Annotated in this window: 18 protein-coding genes and 1 riboswitch; of the genes, 7 read left to right on the top strand and 11 right to left on the bottom strand. The window is 42.1% G+C overall.

Going from position 1 to position 19,273, the window contains the following annotated elements; translation table 11 throughout:
- Window positions 1-7: 7 nt before the first annotated feature.
- Window positions 8-709, bottom strand: coding sequence for a TlpA family protein disulfide reductase (locus OQ279_RS00275; RefSeq protein WP_266067748.1), 702 nt, complete (start codon window positions 707-709; stop codon window positions 8-10).
- Window positions 710-856: 147 nt separating this feature from the next.
- Window positions 857-1,372 carry a DUF2892 domain-containing protein gene (locus tag OQ279_RS00270; protein ID WP_266067747.1) on the bottom strand — a complete coding sequence of 172 codons (516 nt, stop codon included), beginning with the start codon at window positions 1,370-1,372 and terminating at the stop codon, window positions 857-859.
- A gap of 165 nt (window positions 1,373-1,537) precedes the next feature.
- On the opposite strand from OQ279_RS00270, the gene rpmH reads away from it, so the two are divergent.
- The 3 genes from rpmH to OQ279_RS00255 all read left to right on the top strand — a co-directional run bounded on the left by rpmH (window position 1,538) and on the right by OQ279_RS00255 (window position 5,122).
- The gene (gene rpmH / locus OQ279_RS00265) at window positions 1,538-1,696 is read left to right on the top strand and encodes a 50S ribosomal protein L34 (protein ID WP_083961569.1); all 159 of its coding nucleotides are present in this window, start codon (window positions 1,538-1,540) and stop codon (window positions 1,694-1,696) included.
- A gap of 102 nt (window positions 1,697-1,798) precedes the next feature.
- Window positions 1,799-4,651, top strand: coding sequence for a carbamoyl-phosphate synthase large subunit (carB, locus tag OQ279_RS00260; RefSeq protein ID WP_266067746.1), 2,853 nt, complete (start codon window positions 1,799-1,801; stop codon window positions 4,649-4,651).
- A 78-nt stretch (window positions 4,652-4,729) separates the two neighbouring features.
- On the top strand, window positions 4,730-5,122 hold the full coding sequence (locus OQ279_RS00255; RefSeq protein WP_266067745.1) for a DUF423 domain-containing protein: 393 nt from the start codon (window positions 4,730-4,732) through the stop codon (window positions 5,120-5,122).
- Between the two features lie 129 nt (window positions 5,123-5,251).
- On the opposite strand, the gene tnpA is transcribed toward OQ279_RS00255, so the two are convergent.
- The 7 genes from tnpA to OQ279_RS00220 form a co-directional block, all read right to left on the bottom strand.
- On the bottom strand, window positions 5,252-5,686 hold the full coding sequence (gene tnpA / locus OQ279_RS00250; RefSeq protein WP_266067744.1) for an IS200/IS605 family transposase: 435 nt from the start codon (window positions 5,684-5,686) through the stop codon (window positions 5,252-5,254).
- A gap of 144 nt (window positions 5,687-5,830) precedes the next feature.
- Entirely contained in the window at window positions 5,831-6,799 is a 969-nt protein-coding gene (locus OQ279_RS00245; RefSeq protein WP_266067743.1) for a bile acid:sodium symporter family protein, read from the bottom strand.
- Entirely contained in the window at window positions 6,799-7,344 is a 546-nt protein-coding gene (locus tag OQ279_RS00240) for an acyl-CoA thioesterase (protein WP_266067742.1), read from the bottom strand. Before OQ279_RS00240 ends, OQ279_RS00245 begins: the two co-directional genes overlap by 1 nt.
- 67 nt (window positions 7,345-7,411) lie before the next feature.
- Window positions 7,412-8,812, bottom strand: coding sequence for a DNA recombination protein RmuC (locus tag OQ279_RS00235; protein ID WP_266067741.1), 1,401 nt, complete (start codon window positions 8,810-8,812; stop codon window positions 7,412-7,414).
- Between the two features lie 30 nt (window positions 8,813-8,842).
- Complete coding sequence (locus OQ279_RS00230; protein WP_274704416.1) at window positions 8,843-9,685, bottom strand: ABC transporter ATP-binding protein; 843 nt, start codon at window positions 9,683-9,685, stop codon at window positions 8,843-8,845.
- On the bottom strand, window positions 9,649-10,680 hold the full coding sequence (locus OQ279_RS00225) for an iron chelate uptake ABC transporter family permease subunit (protein WP_266067740.1): 1,032 nt from the start codon (window positions 10,678-10,680) through the stop codon (window positions 9,649-9,651). Before OQ279_RS00225 ends, OQ279_RS00230 begins: the two co-directional genes overlap by 37 nt.
- Window positions 10,681-11,826, bottom strand: coding sequence for an ABC transporter substrate-binding protein (locus OQ279_RS00220; protein WP_266067739.1), 1,146 nt, complete (start codon window positions 11,824-11,826; stop codon window positions 10,681-10,683). It abuts the gene before it with no gap.
- Between the two features lie 58 nt (window positions 11,827-11,884).
- A riboswitch (cobalamin riboswitch) is annotated at window positions 11,885-12,211 on the top strand.
- Between the two features lie 31 nt (window positions 12,212-12,242).
- Here OQ279_RS00220 and OQ279_RS00215 point away from each other — a divergent pair.
- Window positions 12,243-14,081 (top strand): TonB-dependent receptor plug domain-containing protein, encoded by a 1,839-nt coding sequence (locus OQ279_RS00215; RefSeq protein ID WP_266067738.1) that lies wholly within the window; start codon window positions 12,243-12,245, stop codon window positions 14,079-14,081.
- Window positions 14,082-14,084: 3 nt separating this feature from the next.
- Window positions 14,085-15,134 (top strand): DUF5074 domain-containing protein, encoded by a 1,050-nt coding sequence (locus OQ279_RS00210; protein WP_266067737.1) that lies wholly within the window; start codon window positions 14,085-14,087, stop codon window positions 15,132-15,134.
- A 78-nt stretch (window positions 15,135-15,212) separates the two neighbouring features.
- Here the strand turns inward: OQ279_RS00210 and OQ279_RS00205 are convergent, their stop codons facing one another.
- Together OQ279_RS00205 and OQ279_RS00200 are read right to left on the bottom strand one after the other, a co-directional pair.
- Window positions 15,213-16,667 carry a GFO_1087 family putative carboxy terminal peptidase gene (locus OQ279_RS00205; protein WP_266067736.1) on the bottom strand — a complete coding sequence of 485 codons (1,455 nt, stop codon included), beginning with the start codon at window positions 16,665-16,667 and terminating at the stop codon, window positions 15,213-15,215.
- A 72-nt stretch (window positions 16,668-16,739) separates the two neighbouring features.
- Window positions 16,740-18,200 (bottom strand): GFO_1087 family putative carboxy terminal peptidase, encoded by a 1,461-nt coding sequence (locus OQ279_RS00200; protein WP_266067735.1) that lies wholly within the window; start codon window positions 18,198-18,200, stop codon window positions 16,740-16,742.
- Between the two features lie 120 nt (window positions 18,201-18,320).
- Here OQ279_RS00200 and OQ279_RS00195 point away from each other — a divergent pair, with 120 nt between their 5' ends.
- Window positions 18,321-18,836: a GFO_1088 family ECF-type sigma factor gene (locus OQ279_RS00195; protein WP_266067734.1), complete on the top strand. Its 516-nt coding sequence runs from the start codon at window positions 18,321-18,323 to the stop codon at window positions 18,834-18,836.
- A complete protein-coding gene (locus OQ279_RS00190) occupies window positions 18,817-19,269 on the top strand; it encodes a PG0215 family putative anti-sigma factor (RefSeq protein WP_266067733.1) in 453 nt (150 codons plus the stop codon). The genes OQ279_RS00195 and OQ279_RS00190 overlap by 20 nt, the downstream gene beginning before the upstream one ends.
- Window positions 19,270-19,273 lie beyond the last annotated feature (4 nt).

Here is a 19,273-nt window from a genome sequence, read left to right as displayed (position 1 = left end):
GTTTTTACTAAGGGGAAACGTTCTTTTCCGCAGTAAGATAGCGGCTGCTGTTATTTACTAACAAAAGGGAAATAGCGCTCGACAACGAATCATAATTGAGGGCGAAAGATTTTTCGAATTCTATTCCATATGGATGTGAAGGTTTCCTTCTAATATCCAGGATTTTTTTGTTGTTGTTGAGTAGGAAGGAAGTTGGAAGGCCCAGCGAATGCTTCATCATTTTCACCACGTAAGGGCTATTGTTTTGTAGTTCATCCACATAAAGTATGCGGATGTTGCTGTGGTATTTTTTTGCCAGTTTCTTAGTGGTCTCATAGTTATCCCAGAACAGGATAACAAAATCAACCTGCTCTCCGTATTTTTCAGCTAATTTATTCAGTGCCGGCACTTCTCCTTCAGTGGGAATGATCCAGGAGGCATAGGTGGTAAGATAGACGGGTTTTATAAACTCGTTGAGATAAACCTTCTTCTTTTTAAGGTTTGTTACTTTAAAATTATCGAGCACCGCTCCTTTAAGTCCGTAATTTACAAGAGAATCGAACAGCTCGTCTGCACGTGCTATATTTTTATCGCGGTAAGCTTTATCGGCGTGTTTGTTGTACTTGGGAAGGTGGATGGCAAGAGCTTCAGAAAAACTTATCTTGTCCTCCTGTGCATGTGACAGGAAGAAAAAAGATAAAGTAAAAAGAAGTAGTAAAGCTCGCTGCATGTGCCGGAAATCCAAATTCTGCACTAAGTTACAGAATGTAGCGTCCCGGCTCAAATAAACTCGTTTAACTGCGGGTAAAATAGTTGAAATACAGCAAGTAAAGAAAAGGGAAAACATCTCTAAAACGAGGTGCCAAAAAAGGCAGTTTTAGATCTTTTTCATCTGCTGCTTCATCATCTTGATTTGCTCGTCAAGCATGTTGTGTTTGTCCAGTTTTTTGGCTTCCTGGAGTAACATTTGCGCCTCTCTTTTTCTTCTCTTGGTCATAGCAATACCTGCAAGGTTCAGCTTTGCCATGGCCAGGTCCTGCTTCATGGAGAGGCCCAGTTTTATGGCGCGTTTAAAGAATTTTTCGGCCTGGGTAATATTGGTCTGCGAAACCATTAAACCGTGTAGGTACCAGTAATATCCCTGTTGTTTTGTGGTGAGGGCTTTCTCGGGATCTTTAATTTTATCCAGCCATTTTTTAGCTCCTGCAAAGTCCTGCTTCCGAAGCCTCAAAAAGGCCATAAGTATCATTTCATTTTTGTAGTAAAGAAAAACAAAGATACCTGCCAGAAGTAAAAGGAAAAGTCCATTCCCTATATTGCCTTCAAAAAATTGCCAGATTGCGACAATAACAAGAATGGCTGTAAGAATTAGTTTATAGATTTTATTGAACATTTGCAGTAAATTTTGAAAACTGCAAAGGTAAGAAAAACAATTGGTAATTATTTTAATTTAGGGTTTGCCTAAGTAAAAACTCTTTGTATATTTGCCCGCAGTTTTAAGAGGAGGTCTTAAAGCTATTTTACAAAGCGATTTCAAAGAAGATTAAAGATAATTATCATGAAAAGAACGTTTCAACCATCTAAGAGGAAAAGAAAAAATAAGCACGGTTTCAGAGAGCGTATGGCAAGTGTTAACGGAAGAAAGGTGCTTGCTCGTAGAAGAGCAAAAGGTAGAAAGAAATTATCTGTTTCCTCTGAGCAAAGGCATAAACACTAGATGATAATTCCTCAAAATAATAAAGGTGTTACTTTTTAAGTAACGCCTTTTTTTATACCCTGTAGGTTCCTATTTTTACAAACTCCATACAAAGACTTTCTTATGCCAAAGAACGAAAACCTCAAGAAAATACTAATTATAGGTTCTGGACCTATTGTAATTGGCCAGGCCTGTGAATTTGATTATGCCGGCGCACAGGCACTCAAATCATTACGGGAAGAAGGGATTAAAACAGTCCTTATCAATTCCAACCCTGCCACCATCATGACAGATCCTTCAATGGCAGATCATGTTTATCTAAAACCTCTTACCACAAAATCTATCATTGATATCCTTAAAGATCATCCCGATATTGATGCAGTGCTGCCTACTATGGGAGGGCAAACAGCATTGAATTTATGTATAGAGGCCGAAGAAAAAGGAATCTGGAACGATTTCAATGTAAAGTTAATAGGTGTAGATATTGATGCAATCAATATTACTGAAGACAGGGAAAAATTCAAGCAATTAATGGTGCGCCTGGGCGTAGGTGTGGCTCCTGCACAAACCGTAACTTCTTTCTTAAAAGGAAAGGAAGTGGCGCAGGAATTTGGTTTTCCACTGGTTATACGCGCTTCGTTTACCCTTGGTGGTAGCGGTGCCTCTTTTGTGCATAAAGAAGAAGATTTTGATGAACTGTTAACAGCAGGTCTCGAAGCTTCTCCTATTCATGAAGTGCTTATTGATAAAGCCCTTTTAGGCTGGAAGGAATACGAGCTGGAACTGTTGCGTGATAAGAACGACAACGTGGTGATTATTTGTTCTATTGAGAACATGGATCCTATGGGAATCCATACGGGAGACTCTATTACGGTTGCCCCGGCTATGACCCTTAGTGATTCCTGCTTTCAAAGAATGAGAGACCTGGCCATCAAAATGATGCGGAATATTGGAGATTTCGCCGGAGGTTGTAACGTGCAGTTTGCAGTAAGCCCCGACGAAAAGGAAGAGATCATGGCCATTGAGATCAACCCTAGAACTTCAAGGTCTTCGGCTCTTGCTTCAAAAGCTACAGGATATCCAATCGCCAAGATTGCAGCTAAACTTGCAATAGGTTATACGCTTGATGAACTTCAGAATCAAATTACAAAATCAACTTCGGCACTTTTTGAGCCAACGCTAGATTATGTGATCGTAAAAATTCCGCGTTGGAACTTTGATAAATTTGAAGGTAGTGACCGCACCCTTGGTCTCCAAATGAAATCTGTTGGGGAAGTGATGGGAATAGGAAGATCTTTCCAGGAAGCACTTCATAAGGCCACTCAGTCCCTCGAAATTAAAAGGAATGGATTGGGTGCCGATGGTAAAGGTTACTCCAACTACGATGTTATTCTTGAGAAACTGAAGTTTGCCAGTTGGGATCGTGTTTTTGTGATCTATGATGCTATACAACTTGGCATCCCGCTAACCAGGATTCACGAGATCACAAAAATTGATATGTGGTTCCTTAAGCAATATGAGGAGCTGTACACCCTTGAAGTTGAAATTTCAAAATACACTATAGATTCTCTTCCTAAAGACCTTCTTCTCGAAGCAAAACAAAAAGGTTTTGCCGACAGGCAGATCGCTTATATGGTAGACTGTCTCGAAAGCGAGGTTTACAATAAAAGGGAGGAAATGGGCATTAACCGGGTTTATAAACTCGTTGATACCTGTGCAGCCGAATTTAAAGCGGAAACTCCTTATTATTACTCCACTTTTGAAGCCGAAATCGAGACTAAAGAAGGCCTGAAATATGTAGAGAACGACAGTAAGGTATCAGATAAAAAGAAAATTGTAGTACTGGGATCAGGTCCAAACAGGATTGGGCAGGGAATAGAATTCGATTATTGTTGTGTACACGGGGTGCTTGCAGCAAAAGAATGCGGCTATGAAACCATCATGATCAACTGTAACCCTGAAACCGTTTCGACCGACTTTGATGTGGCCGATAAACTTTATTTTGAACCTGTTTTCTGGGAACATATCTACGACATCATCCAGCATGAAAAGCCCGAAGGTGTCATTGTACAGCTGGGAGGCCAAACAGCTCTAAAACTTGCTGAAAAACTGGATCGCTACGGAATCAAAATAATTGGTACCAGCTTCCAGTCTCTTGATTTAGCTGAAGACAGAGGATCTTTTTCTAAACTACTTCAGGAAAATGATATTCCTTATCCTGAATTTGGGGTAGCCGAAACTGCTGAAGAAGCGCTGGCCCTTGCCGATGAACTCGATTTTCCAATTCTTGTTCGGCCTTCGTACGTACTTGGAGGTCAGGGAATGAAGATCGTGATCAATAAAAAAGAACTTGAGGCCACAGTAGTAGACCTGCTAAGAAAGATCCCAAATAACAAGCTGCTTCTCGATCATTATCTAGACGGGGCCATTGAGGCTGAAGCCGATGCGATTTGTGATGGCGAAACTGTCCAGATCATCGGGATCATGGAACATATTGAACCCTGCGGAATCCACTCGGGAGATTCAAATGCCCTGCTTCCTCCTTTCAACCTGGGAGATCTTGTGCTTCAGCAAATAAAAGACCACACCAAAAAAATTGCGCTGGCTTTAAATACTGTGGGTCTTATCAACATTCAGTTTGCGATTAAAGATGACAAAGTTTACATCATAGAAGCAAACCCAAGAGCCTCCCGTACCGTGCCTTTTATAGCTAAAGCTTACGGGCAGCCTTATGTAAACTACGCTACCAAAGTGATGCTGGGAGAAAATAAGGTGACCGACTTTAAATTTGAACCAAAACTGGAAGGATACGCTATTAAACAACCTGTATTCTCTTTCAATAAGTTCCCTCACGTTAATAAACAATTGGGGCCAGAGATGAAGAGTACCGGCGAAAGCATCCTCTTTATAGACAGCCTGCGAGACGATACTTTCTATGAATTGTACTCCAGAAGAAAAATGTATTTGACAAAATAAGTCTCAAAAATGCTATTTTTGAATGCCATCTTTTTAAGATGGCATTCTTATTTACAGAGGTTTCAAAAATGTGAGTTTATGAAAGAATTTATTTTAATATGCGGTGGAGTTTTTGGTACGCTGGCAGTGATCTTTGGGGCTTTTGGAGCTCACGGTCTAAAGAACTACCTTGATAACGACCAACTCAAAAGTTTTGAGACCGGCGTCAAATATCAGATGTACCACGCTTTGCTGCTCATCCTTGTTGGAGTGATCTTTCCCTTTCAAGGATTATCTCAAAACCTCATGGGCTGGTTTCTTGTTGTAGGTATCATATTATTTTCCTTCAGTATCTACGGGCTAGTGTTGTCTTCGGCAAAGGGGCGAAAAATAGCATTTTTGGGACCTGTTACTCCGTTAGGCGGACTGCTGCTTGTAATGGGATGGATCCTGTTTACTATTAATGTTGCGGGTGTTGTGGACTCGTTTTAATCCATAAACCGTTAAAACGGTTTGATGAACAATTGGTTCTATAGCCACGGGTTTAAACCCGTGGCTATATTGGATCTCCGGGAGAGTATAATGGCTAAAGCCATTATAAACTGGTGTCAACTGGAGAGATTATGAATTGTTCAATCCGTAAAGTTTCAGAAAATCCTCATATTCCTGTTGAAATGACTTTTTCTGATGGTGTGATTTTTGGTTTTGGATATAGGAAAATGTCTTTTCTAAAACAGATTCGGAAACAGAATAAGCAGCATATCCCGTTTGCCATGCAAATTTTTGAGATATTAGATTTGTCTGATTAACATAATGAGAACTACTTCCTTTGATTTGCTTGATCACTTCTGAAATTGATCTCTGTGGATTGAGTAAAAACAGGCAATGAATGTGATCTGGCATGCCGTTTATAATTCTTACTGGGCAACCTGCTTCACGCAATTGCTGATTGATGTGCTGATGAATTTTATCCTCAACTGAAAGCTCAATTAAAGGACGCCGATCTTTGGTTGACCAAATGGCATGAACCCATATTTTATTATATGAATGCCCCATTTAAAAGAATGAAAATTAAACCATTAAAACGGTTTTTATTTTTATGTGCTATTATAGCCACGGGTTTAAACCCGTGGCTATAGGGAAATTAGTGAAAAATAATGGCTTTAGCCATTTAGATCTTCATACCAAACCCTTCTTATTCTAGCTAACCGGTAGATCTTCTCTCTCTTGTCGCTTGCGATACCCTTCAGCAAAAACGGCAATTACCAATAGCTGTAGGATGTGGTAAAGCATGATGGGCAGTAGGTACAAAGCGTTTGAGGCAGAGCTTCCGAAGATCACCTTAACCATTACCGAGCCGTGTACTAAAGATTTTTTAGTACCACAAAATTTCGCGGTAATCTCGTCTTCCGTAGAAAAATTCAACCAGCGGGAAATTGCTCCCAGTCCAAAATAAACTGCGAAAAATAATACGCTCACCATTGCCAACAGCTTAAGAAGATCATAAAGGCCTACACTGCTGAATAATTCTGAAGAAAATGCTGTACTAAAACTCGAGTACACAATAAGAACGATGATCGACTTGTCAAAAAGGGCGATCTTTTTAGAATTTTTCCGGGCGAGATCCCCCAAAAACTTTTGAAGGAATAGACCAATTATCAACGGCAAAATAATCTGGAGTACCAGTTTCTGTACTACTGTCGCAAATTCAAATTGAGAAGATGAAGCCATAAAAAAGCTGAGCCAGAGCGGAGTGGCAATGATTCCCAGAAGTCCCGAAAGGCTGGCGTTAAAGATTGCTGTGGGAATGTTCCCGCGGGCCAGAGAAACCATGACAATTGAAGAACTTACCGTAGAGGGCAGCGCTCCCAGAAAGAACAGCGCAAGCCAAAGCGATGAACCCGTACCGCCTTCAAAAAATGGCGCAAACGCAAGTGCGAGTAACGGAAAAAACACAAATGTGGTAAGCTGCACCAAAATGTGGACCTTGTAATTGTACAGCCCGGCTTTAAACTCGGCAGGAGACAATTTTAATCCGTAGAAAAAGAAAATGAATCCTATTCCCACATCAGTAATGAGCTTGAGGGGCAGCACTTCGGGGCCTTGCGGGAAGAACCAGGAAATGAGGATAGCAAAAAGCAGCGCCGCAATGAATCCGTTAAACTTCACTACGCCTCAATTTTCACGTTATAGGTTTCCACGATGTGAAGATGCTCTTCAGAAACAAAATCAGTTTCGGTAAATTCTTTGAGGCGCACCCTCTTATTGTCGTACCGCTTAATACTTTTCGCAAACCTTCTGATGTCATCCCTGGATTTTAAAACGAGTCCCGGTACTTTGACCGATTGTCCTTTCTCATCTTTTGCAACCATGGTAAAATACGAGGAATTACAATGTTTTACTGCACCTGTCTGGATATTTTCGGCTTCCACCCGAATCCCGATCTGCATGGAGCTGCTGCCCACAAAATTAACCGAAGCTTTCATGGTTACCAGTTCCCCGATTTCTATAGGTTTAAGAAAATCTACGGTGTCTACGCTGGCTGTAACGCAATAGGCCCCCGAATGTTTCGAAGCACAGGCAAAAGCAATTTGATCGAGCAGGGACAATACGTAACCTCCATGTATTTTTCCGTTGAAATTGGAATGTGAGGGCAACATAAGTTCTGAAATGGTTACTTGAGATTCGGCAACAGTTTTAAAATCTTTGGTCATTCTAAAAGTTTTGGTAAAGTAGGTTTATAAAATCTCCTGGAAAAGACCCGGAGAAATTTTCATAATTTTAGTTCAACTGGTTCTGATTTTCTTCCCCGTTTGCCCGGGAAAGCCATTTTTGAGACAATTTTTGTTTGGGGGAAATCCCCAGGGTTTCCAGTTGATCTATGTCTTTAATGAGGTTTTGCTGGCCTGTAAGTTTTTTCATGGCATCGTCATAGGCCGTGTTGGTAGATTTAAGCCTTTTCCCCACAGTTTCCAGTTCGTCTAACAGCAACTTGAATTTGTGGTACAAAGATGCTGCATGATTGGCGATTTCAAGGGCATTTTGCTGTTGTTTTTCGTTGCTCCACAAGGTGTCGATAGTTCGCAGTACAGAAAGCAGGGTGGTGGGGCTTACCAGTAAAATATTCTTTTGAAAAGCCGTGTAAAAGAAAGAACTGTCAAGGTTTTGTGCCAGGTACAGGGCAGGTTCTACAGGGATGAACATCAGCACAAAATCTGGCGATTCCATTTTGTAGAGATCCTCGTATTTTTTCGAGCTAAGATCCTGAATATGGCTGTTAAGAGATCGCAAGTGGTCTTTGAGATGACGCGCCCTTTTTTCCTGGTCTTCTTCGTTTACGTATTTTTCATAAGCTACAAGCGAAACTTTTGAGTCAATGACCATGCGCTTGTCTCCGGGTAAATGTAGAACCACATCTGGCAGTAGTTTTTTGCCTTCTTCGGTCTCGTGGGATTTCTGCAGAAAATATTCCCGGTCCCTTACCAGCCCCGACTTCTCAAGTACGCGCTCCAAAATCAATTCGCCCCAGTTGCCCTGGGTCTTATTTTCGCCTTTTAGTGCCCTGGTAAGGTTATTGGCTTCTTCGCTGATCTTCACATTCTGCTCGTGCAGGTATTCAAGCTGCTTGCCCAGCTGTGCGTGCCGCTCAATAAAATCATTAGAATTTTTCTCCACCTTTTCCTCAAAAAGTTTGATCTTTTCCTGAAGCGGGGAGAGGATCTGGTTGATGTTTTCTTTGTTGATGCTGGTGAATTTCTCCGATTTTTGTTCGAGGATCTTGTTAGCAAGGTTCTCAAATTCTTTGCTGAATTTTTCCTGAAGTTTTTCCAGTTCCCCTTTTTGCTCTTCCAGTTTTTCCTGAAGGTTTTTTAATTCTGAAGTTCTTTCGGTCAATTGGGTGCTTAAAATGTCTTTTTTGCCCCTTATTTCTTCACGTTCCCGGCAGGCTTCAATTAATTGATTGTTGACGCCTTCTTTTTCCTCCCGCGCCTGCTCCTTGAGCTGAAGTAGCTGCTCCTGACTTTGAACCTTATACTCCTGATACTGGTTATTAAGTTGTTCATTTCGCTCTTTAAGCACATTTTGAACACTTTTGCCCTTAAAATTGGCCAGCAAATAACCCAAAAGCCCTCCAAAAATAAGGATAATAAGAGAGGTTGCCAGTATAATAGGATCTGTCATGAGCTGCAGGTTTGCTCAAAGATACTATTTTCAGGTTTTTATTCTGAAAGATTCGGTAGCGGTATCAAAAACAATGAGGTCTGATGGAAAGATGCTCTCAAAATGCCCTTTTTGGATAAGCTGTTGTGGCTTCCCCTGTACCACCTCATTGGGCTTCATCAAAATGATCTTATCGCACAATTGCAGCGCTAGGTTAATCTCATGAGTTGCAAAGATCACCGCTTTTCTTGTGCGCAGGCTTAGGTCTTTCAGGAGTTTGAGTACCTGTGCCTTGTGGTACATGTCGAGATGGGAAGTGGGCTCATCGAGGATCATCAGCGGCGTATTCTGTGCAAGGGCACGAGAAATAAGCACTTTTTGTAACTGTCCGTCACTTAGCTCATGACATTTCTTTTCCTGTATTTCTTCAATCTTAACCAGGGCCAGTGCGTTTTTTACTATTTTTAGGTCGCCCGGGCTAAGTCTTCCTATCCAGTTGGTGTAAGGTTGTCTTCCAAGCGCCACCAGTTCGGCTACGCCAAGGTTTTTTGACAGGGGCTGCTCGGTGAGCACCAGGCTAATCATGGTTGCCAGTCTTTCCGAAGAAATATTCTTCCTGTTCACTCCGTTGATCTCGATGTGTCCTGAGAGCTCTGGCTGAATACCGCTTACGGTTCTCAAAAATGTCGATTTCCCTACGCCATTTATACCTATCACAGCCACCAGTTCACCTTCGGTAACTTCAATATTAATTCCTGAAGCAACTACTTTTTCCAGTTGTTTCTTCCTGTAACCTATGCTAAGGTTTTCAGTTTTAAGGATGATATGTTTCTTTTCTGCTTCTATGTTCCGAATCTTTAGAAGAGGAATTTTCTTTTTCTTACCAGGAGCCAAATCACCACGGGGGCACCTACCAGTGAAGTTACTGCATTTATGGGTAAAGTATAGTCGCTGCCGGGCATTTGCGCCACGGTGTCGCAAAGCAACATGAGAATGGCACCGCCAAAGATCACTGCCGGCAATAAAATACGGTGATCGTTCACCGGTATTACCTGTCTAATAAGGTGGGGAACTGCCATGCCCACAAAGGCTACCGGCCCGGCAAAGGCTGTGATGCTACCTGCCAGAATACTGGTGGAAATAATGAGCACGGTACGGTTTCGGCCAATGTTCATTCCCAGACTTCGGGCGTATTGCTCTCCTAAAAGCAGGGAGTTGAGATTTTTTATGCTGAAGAGGGCAATCATCACCCCAAATAACCAGAAAAGGCTAAGAATACCCAGTTCGTTCCAACTGAGATCACCCACACTTCCGTAGGACCAAAAAACATACTGCTGCAGCTGTGCTGCCGGACTAAAATATGCCAGTACGCTTACCACCGCCGAGGTTAGGCTCGCAAACATGAGCCCAATAATGAGAATGGCCATGGTATCTTTTAGCTTGACCGATGCCAGCATTACCGCCATAAGCACGAGTAAACTCCCCAGGCTGGACGCAATTACCACGCCCCATTGGGAGAAAACAATGCCTCCTGCCACACCTCCAAAGATAGTAGCGCCCATGAGTACAAGAGCTACGCCCAGGCTGGCGCCGCTGCTCAATCCCAGCACATACGGCCCGGCTAAAGGGTTCCTGAAAAGCGTTTGCATCAGCATCCCGCTCACCGCAAGGCCTGAACCTACTAAAATGGAGGTAAAAGCTTTTGGCAGGCGGTATTCCATGATAATGTAATGCCAGTTGGTACTGTCTGCTTCCGAAGAAAAAAGTACTGCCAGCACTTCTTCAAAAGGAATATTTACCGATCCAAGGCTAATATTTAAAAGCCATGCCGCTACTGTTGCTCCCAACAAGAGAAATAAAACGATAGTATAGGCACGTGTATTTTGCAACTATTCCAGGGGTTTATAAAAAGTGGAGGTATAGTTGGGGAGCAGCTGGGGGTGAAAAACAGAGATCATGTCTTTCAAAACCAAATCGGGCCGCAAAGGAGCGAGTTCATAGAAAATCACCCCGCCGGTACTCCCTTTTTCACTGGCAAAAGTATAGATATTCCTGTTCTCAAAAGCTTCAAACCTTGCATAGTGGGGAGACGCCTGTAGCATTTGGGTATAAGCTGTGAACTGGCCGGGCCCCATCCAAAAATCGGCATGTGCGGCCTGTGTTAGTACATTTTCAAAAGAAAGGGAAAGGCTGCCTGTGCCTTCTGTCTCTTTAAAAAGGTAATTGGCATGGGCATCTTCTATAAAAATTGCCTGCCAGGAGTTACCCGCGGGCAGGTACCACTGGTCCTGGTACATGGCACCGGCAACCACATCGGGTTTGTTTTTGGCCTTTTTGGCCAGTTCTTTGGCGCTGAGATACTCTTCTTCTACCTCTTCAAAAAAGGCATTTGCTTCATTCATTTTTCCCAGAAAGGCGCCAAAGAACTTGATCCATTCGGCTTTTCCTAAAGGGGTATGCTCTGTCCAGTCGGCGTTGAACACCACCGGGATTCCGGTTTTTTGGAGCAGGTCAAGGCTCTTGTTGCTGCCATCTACCGAAAAACCAATGACTACATCGGGCTGGAGGTTAAGCAGGCTTTCGGTATTAAGGGCTTCGTTCTTACCTATTTCCTTGATTTTGCCAGCATCAATGCGCTTGCGGGTTTTTTCAGAAGAAATATAATCCAGACCGGGAAAGCCCACGAGCAGTTCTTCGGAATTTAGTACCTCAAGCGCCGGAATATGGGTTGTGGAAGTAACCACTATGTTTTTTACCGGAATTTGAATCCGTTGATCAAATTCTACATCCTGTGGTACGGTCGCTCCTTCTTCTGCCAGCAGGTATCTATAGGTCCTGTCGGCATTGGGCCACGGGTTTTCTACAGTAATGATCTTATGATCTCCAAAATCGGTGATTTTGAGACCCGAGGCATATTGTATTTCGACTTCTTTTCCCTGCTTTGATAAGAGCGGGGCTTTTTCCTTTTTGTCAGATTTACATCCAAAGCAGATGATAAGAAGTAACAGGCTGTATGTGTAGAGGGTATTTTTCATTGGCACTTCAAAAGTAAGATTATTTAAAATTTTTGAAGTAAAAAGCCCTAAAATGTTTACTTTCGCTTTGAATTTTGGTTCGATTGTTTTCTGAAAAAAATTCAGAAAGTAAAGACATCGATTAAAAGGGAATCAGGGGAAGTTAGAAGTACGAAGTACGAAATTTGACACTAACTTCCGAAGAGAGTTGAAGCAAGAATTACTTCGTATTTCTAACTTCTAAACTCTAACTTCAAACAAGCCTGAGCTGTTCCCGCAACTGTAAGCTTAGTTCCGATGCGTCGGAATGCCTTTTGTACACTTCATACCACTGTCCTGATTTTAGGATGGGAAGGTTAACAAAAAGGACGCGAGCCAGGAGACCTGCCATTTTTCATTAATTAAAAACCTTTGGCTTTCGGGAAAAAAGCCTGCGGATGATGAAAAAAAGCACTTTCTACCTTCTATTCCTGGCCCTGCTAAATTGGACAGCCTCTTTTGCCCAACTGGACTCTATCAATTATCTCGAAGAGGTATTTGTAAGCGATGTTAAACTTCGAGAGTTTTCAACCGGCCAAACCCTTATCAAAATTGATGATTCTGTTAGTAAACTCAGCCGTTCTGCGCTAGGAGAGGTCTTGGAGTTCAACTCTCCCATTTATTTTAAGGAGAATGGACTGGGGATGGTTTCTTCGCCTTCTTTCCGCGGCACCACAGCGTCGCAAACCGCAGTTTTGTGGAACGGGATCAATATTAATTCTCAATTTAACGGGCAGGTCAACTTCAATATAATTAGTACAGTAGGCATAGACGAGATTACTGTACGCGGCGGTGGCGGAAGTGTGGTTTATGGTACGGGCGCCATTGGCGGTACTGTTCACCTCAATAATCGGCTTCACTTTAACCAGGGCTTTAAAAATGAACTTTTTCTTCAGTATGGCAGCTATAACACTGTAGATGCGAGATATAAAACGGAAGCTTCGGGCGAGCTGTGGAGTTTATCTATAGCGGGAGCAAGAAACAGTTCAGACAATGATTATGAATATCCCGACAATGGTGAAAACCTGAATGGGCAATTTTTCAATAATACGCTTGATGTGGGGCTGGCATATAAGATCGCTCCTAAAAATTATTTACGGGCTTTTAGTAGTTTTTCTCATGCAGGCAGGCACTTTTCACTCATAAGACCTTCAGAAACTCCAACAAAATACAGGGACATTAACAGCAGGAATTTACTGGAGTGGGAGACAGGGATCTCGCATTTTAAATCTACTACCAAACTGGCATTTTTAGATGAAAGCTTCAGGTATTATGAGAATCTGTCTTCCGACAAGTATTCGTTTGGGCAGGCAGAGACTTTTATAGCCCGCAATGACCTTGAATACACTGGTTTTAAAGATGTTAAGTTAGCTTCGGTGCTTTCAAATACCCACACCAGTGGCGAGGGCTCCGGAATTGATGACAACAGCAGGAATATTTTTTCCGCAGCATTACTTCTGAAGCATCACGCAACTCAAAGATTCTCGTATGAGGCAGGGCTTCGGAAGGAACTGACAAATAATTATGAGAGCCCCGTGCTCTTTTCCGCAGGAGCAAAATACGAGTTTTCATCCTTCTACGCACTGAAGCTGAATGCCTCCAAAAATTTTAAGATCCCTACTTACAACGACCTTTACTGGAATCCCGGGGGAAATCCCGATTTAAAACCAGAAACTTCGCTCCAGGGAGAAATAGGTAACAGTTTTAGATGGCAAAATTTTGATCTGGATCTTACTGCTTACTATATAGATATAAAAGATATGATAAGGTGGCTCCCGGCAAGTGGCGGAATTTGGCGGCCGCAGAACGAAGATGAAGTACGCTCTTACGGATTGGAAGGTCTTTTAGGTTGGGAGAAGCATATTGGTAACGGATTTTTAAGGCTTAAAGGAATATACTCTTACACGGTATCTGAAAATCAAAAGACCAGCAAGCAATTGATCTATGTCCCTTATCACAAAGTAACGGGCAGCGCCGGCTATGCTTATGGCAGGTGGAATTTTGATTACCAGTTGCTCTTTAATGGAGAGGTATTTACACGATCGGACAATGATCCAAATTACAATCTTGACGCCTACACAATTTCAAATATTTCTACTTCTTATGCTTTTGGCCAGGAAAAGTCCTACAGGTTGGGAGCTCGGGTGAGAAATATTTTTGATGAGGCTTATCAAAACGTAGAAGACCGCTGGATGCCTGGCGTCAATTTCAATATTTATTTAAATCTTAATTTTTAATTTATGAAGCTTAGCAAACTATTTTTATTTGGACTCCTTGGAGGATTATTTTTCAACTCGTGTAGCAGCGATGATGACAATGTAGATCCACAACCCGAACCAGAAGTCGGAGTTTATTCCGAAGGTCTTTTTGTGCTTAATGAAGGCGCACAGGCTGCGGGTACAGTAACATATATTAGTGATGATATGGAAACTGTAGAGAACGAAATTTACCAGGCAAACAATAATGACGACCTGGGAATGTTTCTACAATCAATGTTTTTCCACGAAGACAATGCTTACATAATTTCTAATGGTTCAAATCTTATCACCGCGGTAGACCGTAACACCTTTGAAGTTGTTGGAAAGGTAGACAGTGGTCTTAAAGTTCCTTATTATGCAGCAGTAGTTGGTGAAACAGCTTACGTAACAAATTTGGCTGAAGTAATAGATACACCTAATGATGATTATATTGCATTGGTAGACCTTAAAACTTTAGAGGTTACCGGTACCATAGAAATTGACGGTCCTGCTTCAAAAATTATAGCTGAAGATGATTTCGTTTATGTTCAGAATTCTTCTTATGGGGTGGGTAATACTATAACTGTAATAAATTCAGCTACCAAAGACGTAGTAAAGACCATCCAGGTAAATGACGGACTTACAGATATGGAGATCGAGAATGATTATCTCTACGTGCTGGGCACAGGAAGCATTGAAACTATTGATCTTACAACAGGGCAAAAAGTATCGGAAGTTGTTTTAACTGATGATCTACAGGGAGCGTCTAATTTAGAGGTTGAAGACGGTACAGTTTATTTTACTTTAGACAACGCAGTTTATGCTATGGAAGTTGGGGCTACAACCAGTCCTTCTGCTCCTATTATTGAGTACACCAGTGAGTCTCAATGGGGAAAAATGTATGGTTTTGAAGTAGAAGACGGCAGGATTTACATTGGTGATGCAGGTGATTTTGCTTCAAACGGGTTTATTGAGGTGTATACCACTGCCGGTGAGTTTGTAAAGAAAATTAATGTTGGAGTGGGGCCTAACGGATTTTATTTCAATGACTAAAACAGAATATGTTTTAAATAAAAAAATCCCGCTTTTGCGGGATTTTTTTATGGTATGTATATAGATCTAGTTGCGTTTTTAAGGCAACTCATTGGTGTACATTCTTTGGTAGGTAGGCTGAAACATATCGCTCTCTCCTTCAATCTTAAACCTGTCATTGAGCATTCTTTTTTGTGCAGCAGTTGCCGCCTCTCCGCCAGTCTCTCCTGAAATGGCATTTAAAGCAACCTTTAATAAGGGTTCCTCTGGGTCTCCAAGGGGAAGATAATTAAGGCCTTCTGATGCTTTGATGTCGGGAGTTAAACCGTTGTCGTAATCGCTTTTTCCTACTGAGTTTGCAACTTTTGAAATGAGCGGTTGGATGGCATATTTATGTGAAGGGTTAACGTTCTCTTTGGCGAACATGATATGACTTGAGTCGTACAGGGTTCTTGAACTCTGGTATTTTCCTGCAGTATTATCTCCAATATGAACCACCTCGATGTAAGGATCCAATCCATTGATCAAAAGTTCACTGGCAGAAGCAGAGCCACGGGTGGCAATTATATAAACCCTCGCCAGGTTCAGGCTGTTAATGTCTTCCTCGGTATGTATCTTGTCATTGAACCTGAATTTAACATATTCGGGAGCTTCTGCTTCATAGATCGCTTTCCATTTCTCATTCATAATCAATTCGGCAAGTAACTCGCCTTTAAATCCACCGGTGATCATTGATGAAAGGTCGGAGGCCGTTTCAACCGATCCTCCTCCGTTGTACCTAAGGTCAATTACAAGTTCATCAACGCCTTCAGCTTTAAAGAAACCAAAAGCCTCGTTGAGTTTCGGATCAAAATCTGAAGTAAATCCGTTGTACATAAGGTACCCAACATTTAGGTCGTTATGTTTTATAACCTTGGCTACGTGCACCGGATTTTCAGCCAGTTCTACACTTGTAAGCTGTGCTGTTTTTCCGCTTAAACCAATCGTATTGTTATTAATTTCGGCATAAGAAACGCTAAAGCTGTCCTGAGACAAAAGCTGGCCTAAATTACCAACAGTCAGTTGCTGTCCGTTAACTTCAAGAAAAATATCCCCGCGTTTGATCCCTGCCTGGTCTGCAGGAGAACCGGGCACTACATATCTTGTAATTATAAAAGCATCGCTTCCACCTCCAATAGTTCCGTAGGCAAAAACCATCCCTGTAGTTTTTTCTATCCCGCTGTAAAGCAATTTTTCCAGCTCGGTATAATCATCCCACATAAAACTGAACCTGTCATGTGAGGCTTTTAAATTTTCATAGGTTTCTTCAGGTTCGTCAAAATCTGCAAAAAAGTCTTTTTTCTCCTGAAGGTTTTTGAAATAACCTTCCTGTAATTCGGGCACTTCGGCTTCATAAAGGTACCAATCGGCCATTGCGCGATGTATGAATAGGTCAACAGTGTAATCCCGTGCATCGGGAGTTATTTCGGGTTCCTTTTCCTGTACATCGTCATCTTTGGAGCAGGAGGTGAAAAATATTCCCAGCAGGAATAGCGGCATAAATAATCTCTTCATGTAAAATACATTTAGTGGTGGCTAAAACTAAGATAATCGCGATTAGTACCAAAGAAAAATGCAAAATATATGTTAAAATTCCACTTTCGAGGTGCCTGGCAAATCAGGATCTTCGGTATACATCATTTGGTGAAGTAGGTCGTAATTACTGCTTTCTCCTAACACCTCAAAAATGCCATTTTTGACACTCATTTCGGAAGTGCGTCCTTCTATGAGGCTTAACACCGCCGCCAGTAAGGGCTCGTTAGGATCTCCCAATACTCCGAGATCTGTAAAATCTTCTTTTATTTCTACATCGGGAGAAAGCCCTTCGGAATAATCGGTGACATTATTGACGTTCAGGCTCTTATAAATAAGGGGCTGTACCGCGTAAGAATGCCCAGTATTTGCTCCGTTTCTACGGAAGTTTGGCGAATCGTATAGCGTAGTGGAAGCCTGAAATTTTCCGGTAGTGTTTTCCCCTACCTGAATCACATCGATGTAGGGCTTAAGTCCGTTGATTACCAGCTCGCTGGCCGAGGCAGTCCGTAAAGTAGTAATGAAATATACCTTTCCCAGTCCGAGGCTGTTTATGGCTGCTCCTGTTCTTATTTTGTCGTCAAAAAGATTGACCAGACTTTCGGGGGCGGTAGATTCTAATAGGTTCTGGTATTCTTCATTCCACTGTTCTTTGCTGAAGATCTCCCCGGTGAACTGTCCCGTGATCATACTGGCCAAATCGCTGGCAGTCTCAACCGAACCCCCGCCATTATATCGCAGGTCTACAATCAATTCCTGAACTCCTTCGGCTTTGAAGTATGCAAAAGTATTGTTTAAAACATCATCAAAAGTGCCTGTAAATCCGTTGTACATGAGATAGCCTACCGTAGCATTTGTTGTTTCAAAGGTTGTGGCGATATAAACAGGATTGGTGGTATACTCTTCTTTTTGCAGGTTTATGGTCTCTCCTGTAGCGATGATCTCACCTTCAGTGAACTCTGCCATACCTATAGTGTAACTTTGCTGTTGCAGCAGTCTTGAATAATTTTCCCGGTTGAGTTCTACGCCATCTATGCTGTTGAACAAATCTCCTCTCTTTACTCCCTGCTCTTCAGCTGAAGTATTGGGCAAAACATACCGCACATAACCCACTACGTTTTGGGAGCCTGGAGGATAGGCCACCACGCCATACTGCATTCCGTTTGAAGTATTGATGCCGTCAAGCAACTTTTCCAAAGCCCTGTAATCCTGCACCAAAAAACTGAAATCATCAAAATCGGCTACCAGGCCTTCATAAAAAAGTTCTTCGGGAGATGAATAACTTCTAAGGAATTCGTTGAGTTCTTCCTGGTTGGCAAAACGATCATCGGCAAGATTGGGAACATCGGCCTTGTAGAGATACATATCGTTCATAGCCCGCCAAATAAAATTTTTAATTTCCAGCTCGCCCGAAGCTACAAGTACGTCATCACGGTCGTCATGGCAACCATAGATAAACAGCAACATGAAAAAAGAGAGGAGTAATTTCGGGGTAGATTTCATAGTTTTATCCATATTTATCACTTTAAATGTAATACGAATAAATATACTTTTTAATATTTATTGGTAACAAAGTACCTTCAACGTCGTCGTAAAGGAAAGGGCCCTAAAAAAGCCCTGCCAACCAAACCAAAAATGAAACAGCATACTTTTATAAGTCTCATGAAACCGGTGCAGGACAAGATGTACAGGCTTGCCTTAAGGCTACTTGTTTCAAAAGAGGCTGCAGAAGATGCGACACAGGAAGTGATGTTGAAGCTTTGGAGCCGTAAAGAGAAATTGAGTTCTTATAACAATGTAGAGGCCTTTGCCATGACCGTTACCCGGAACCATTGTCTCGATCAACTTAAGCTGAAACAGAACAATAACCTGCGCATTGTTCACAGCAATTACGAGTGTGGTGAAACTTCACTGCAGCACAAAGTAGAGATACAGGATGACCTGAACTGGGTGGAGAAGATCATTGCCGAGCTACCTGAACAGCAAAAGATCCTCATCCAGTTAAGGGAGGTGGAGCAGTATGAATATGAAGAGATAGCTAAAATGACCCAAATGAACCAGACAGCTATACGGGTAGCTTTAAGCAGGGCCCGAAAAAAAATAAAAGAAGAAATGATTAAAAGACACCGCTATGGAATCGCAAATAATTGAGAAACTGCTAGATCGCTACTTCGAAGCCGAAACCACGGGAGAAGAAGAAGCCCGCCTAAAGAACTACTTTAGTTCGGGAGAGGTCGCGCCACACCTGCAACAGTACATTCCCATGTTCTGTTACTTTGACCAGGCAAAGACCGAAAAGCTTGACAGGGAAGTTGCTTACACACCTCATAAAAACAAGCTGGAGCCGGGCAGGAAAAAAGTGTATTCGTGGGTAGCAATCGCCGCTTCTATTGTGATCTTCCTGGGAGTTGTAATACAGCAGGAAAACCAGGTGAGCGAGTTTGGTACTTACGAAGATCCCGAACTGGCTATGCAAAAAACCAGGGAAGCCCTTGAGATGATGTCCCTGTATATGAACGCCGGCACCGAAGATCTTAGCTACATAGAAGAATTTAATAATACTAAAGATAAAATTGTAAAATAACCCA

Source organism: Salinimicrobium profundisediminis (assembly GCF_026241755.1).
In the GTDB taxonomy this organism is placed as follows: domain Bacteria; phylum Bacteroidota; class Bacteroidia; order Flavobacteriales; family Flavobacteriaceae; genus Salinimicrobium; species Salinimicrobium profundisediminis.
This window is presented reverse-complemented; position numbering and strand designations above follow the sequence as displayed.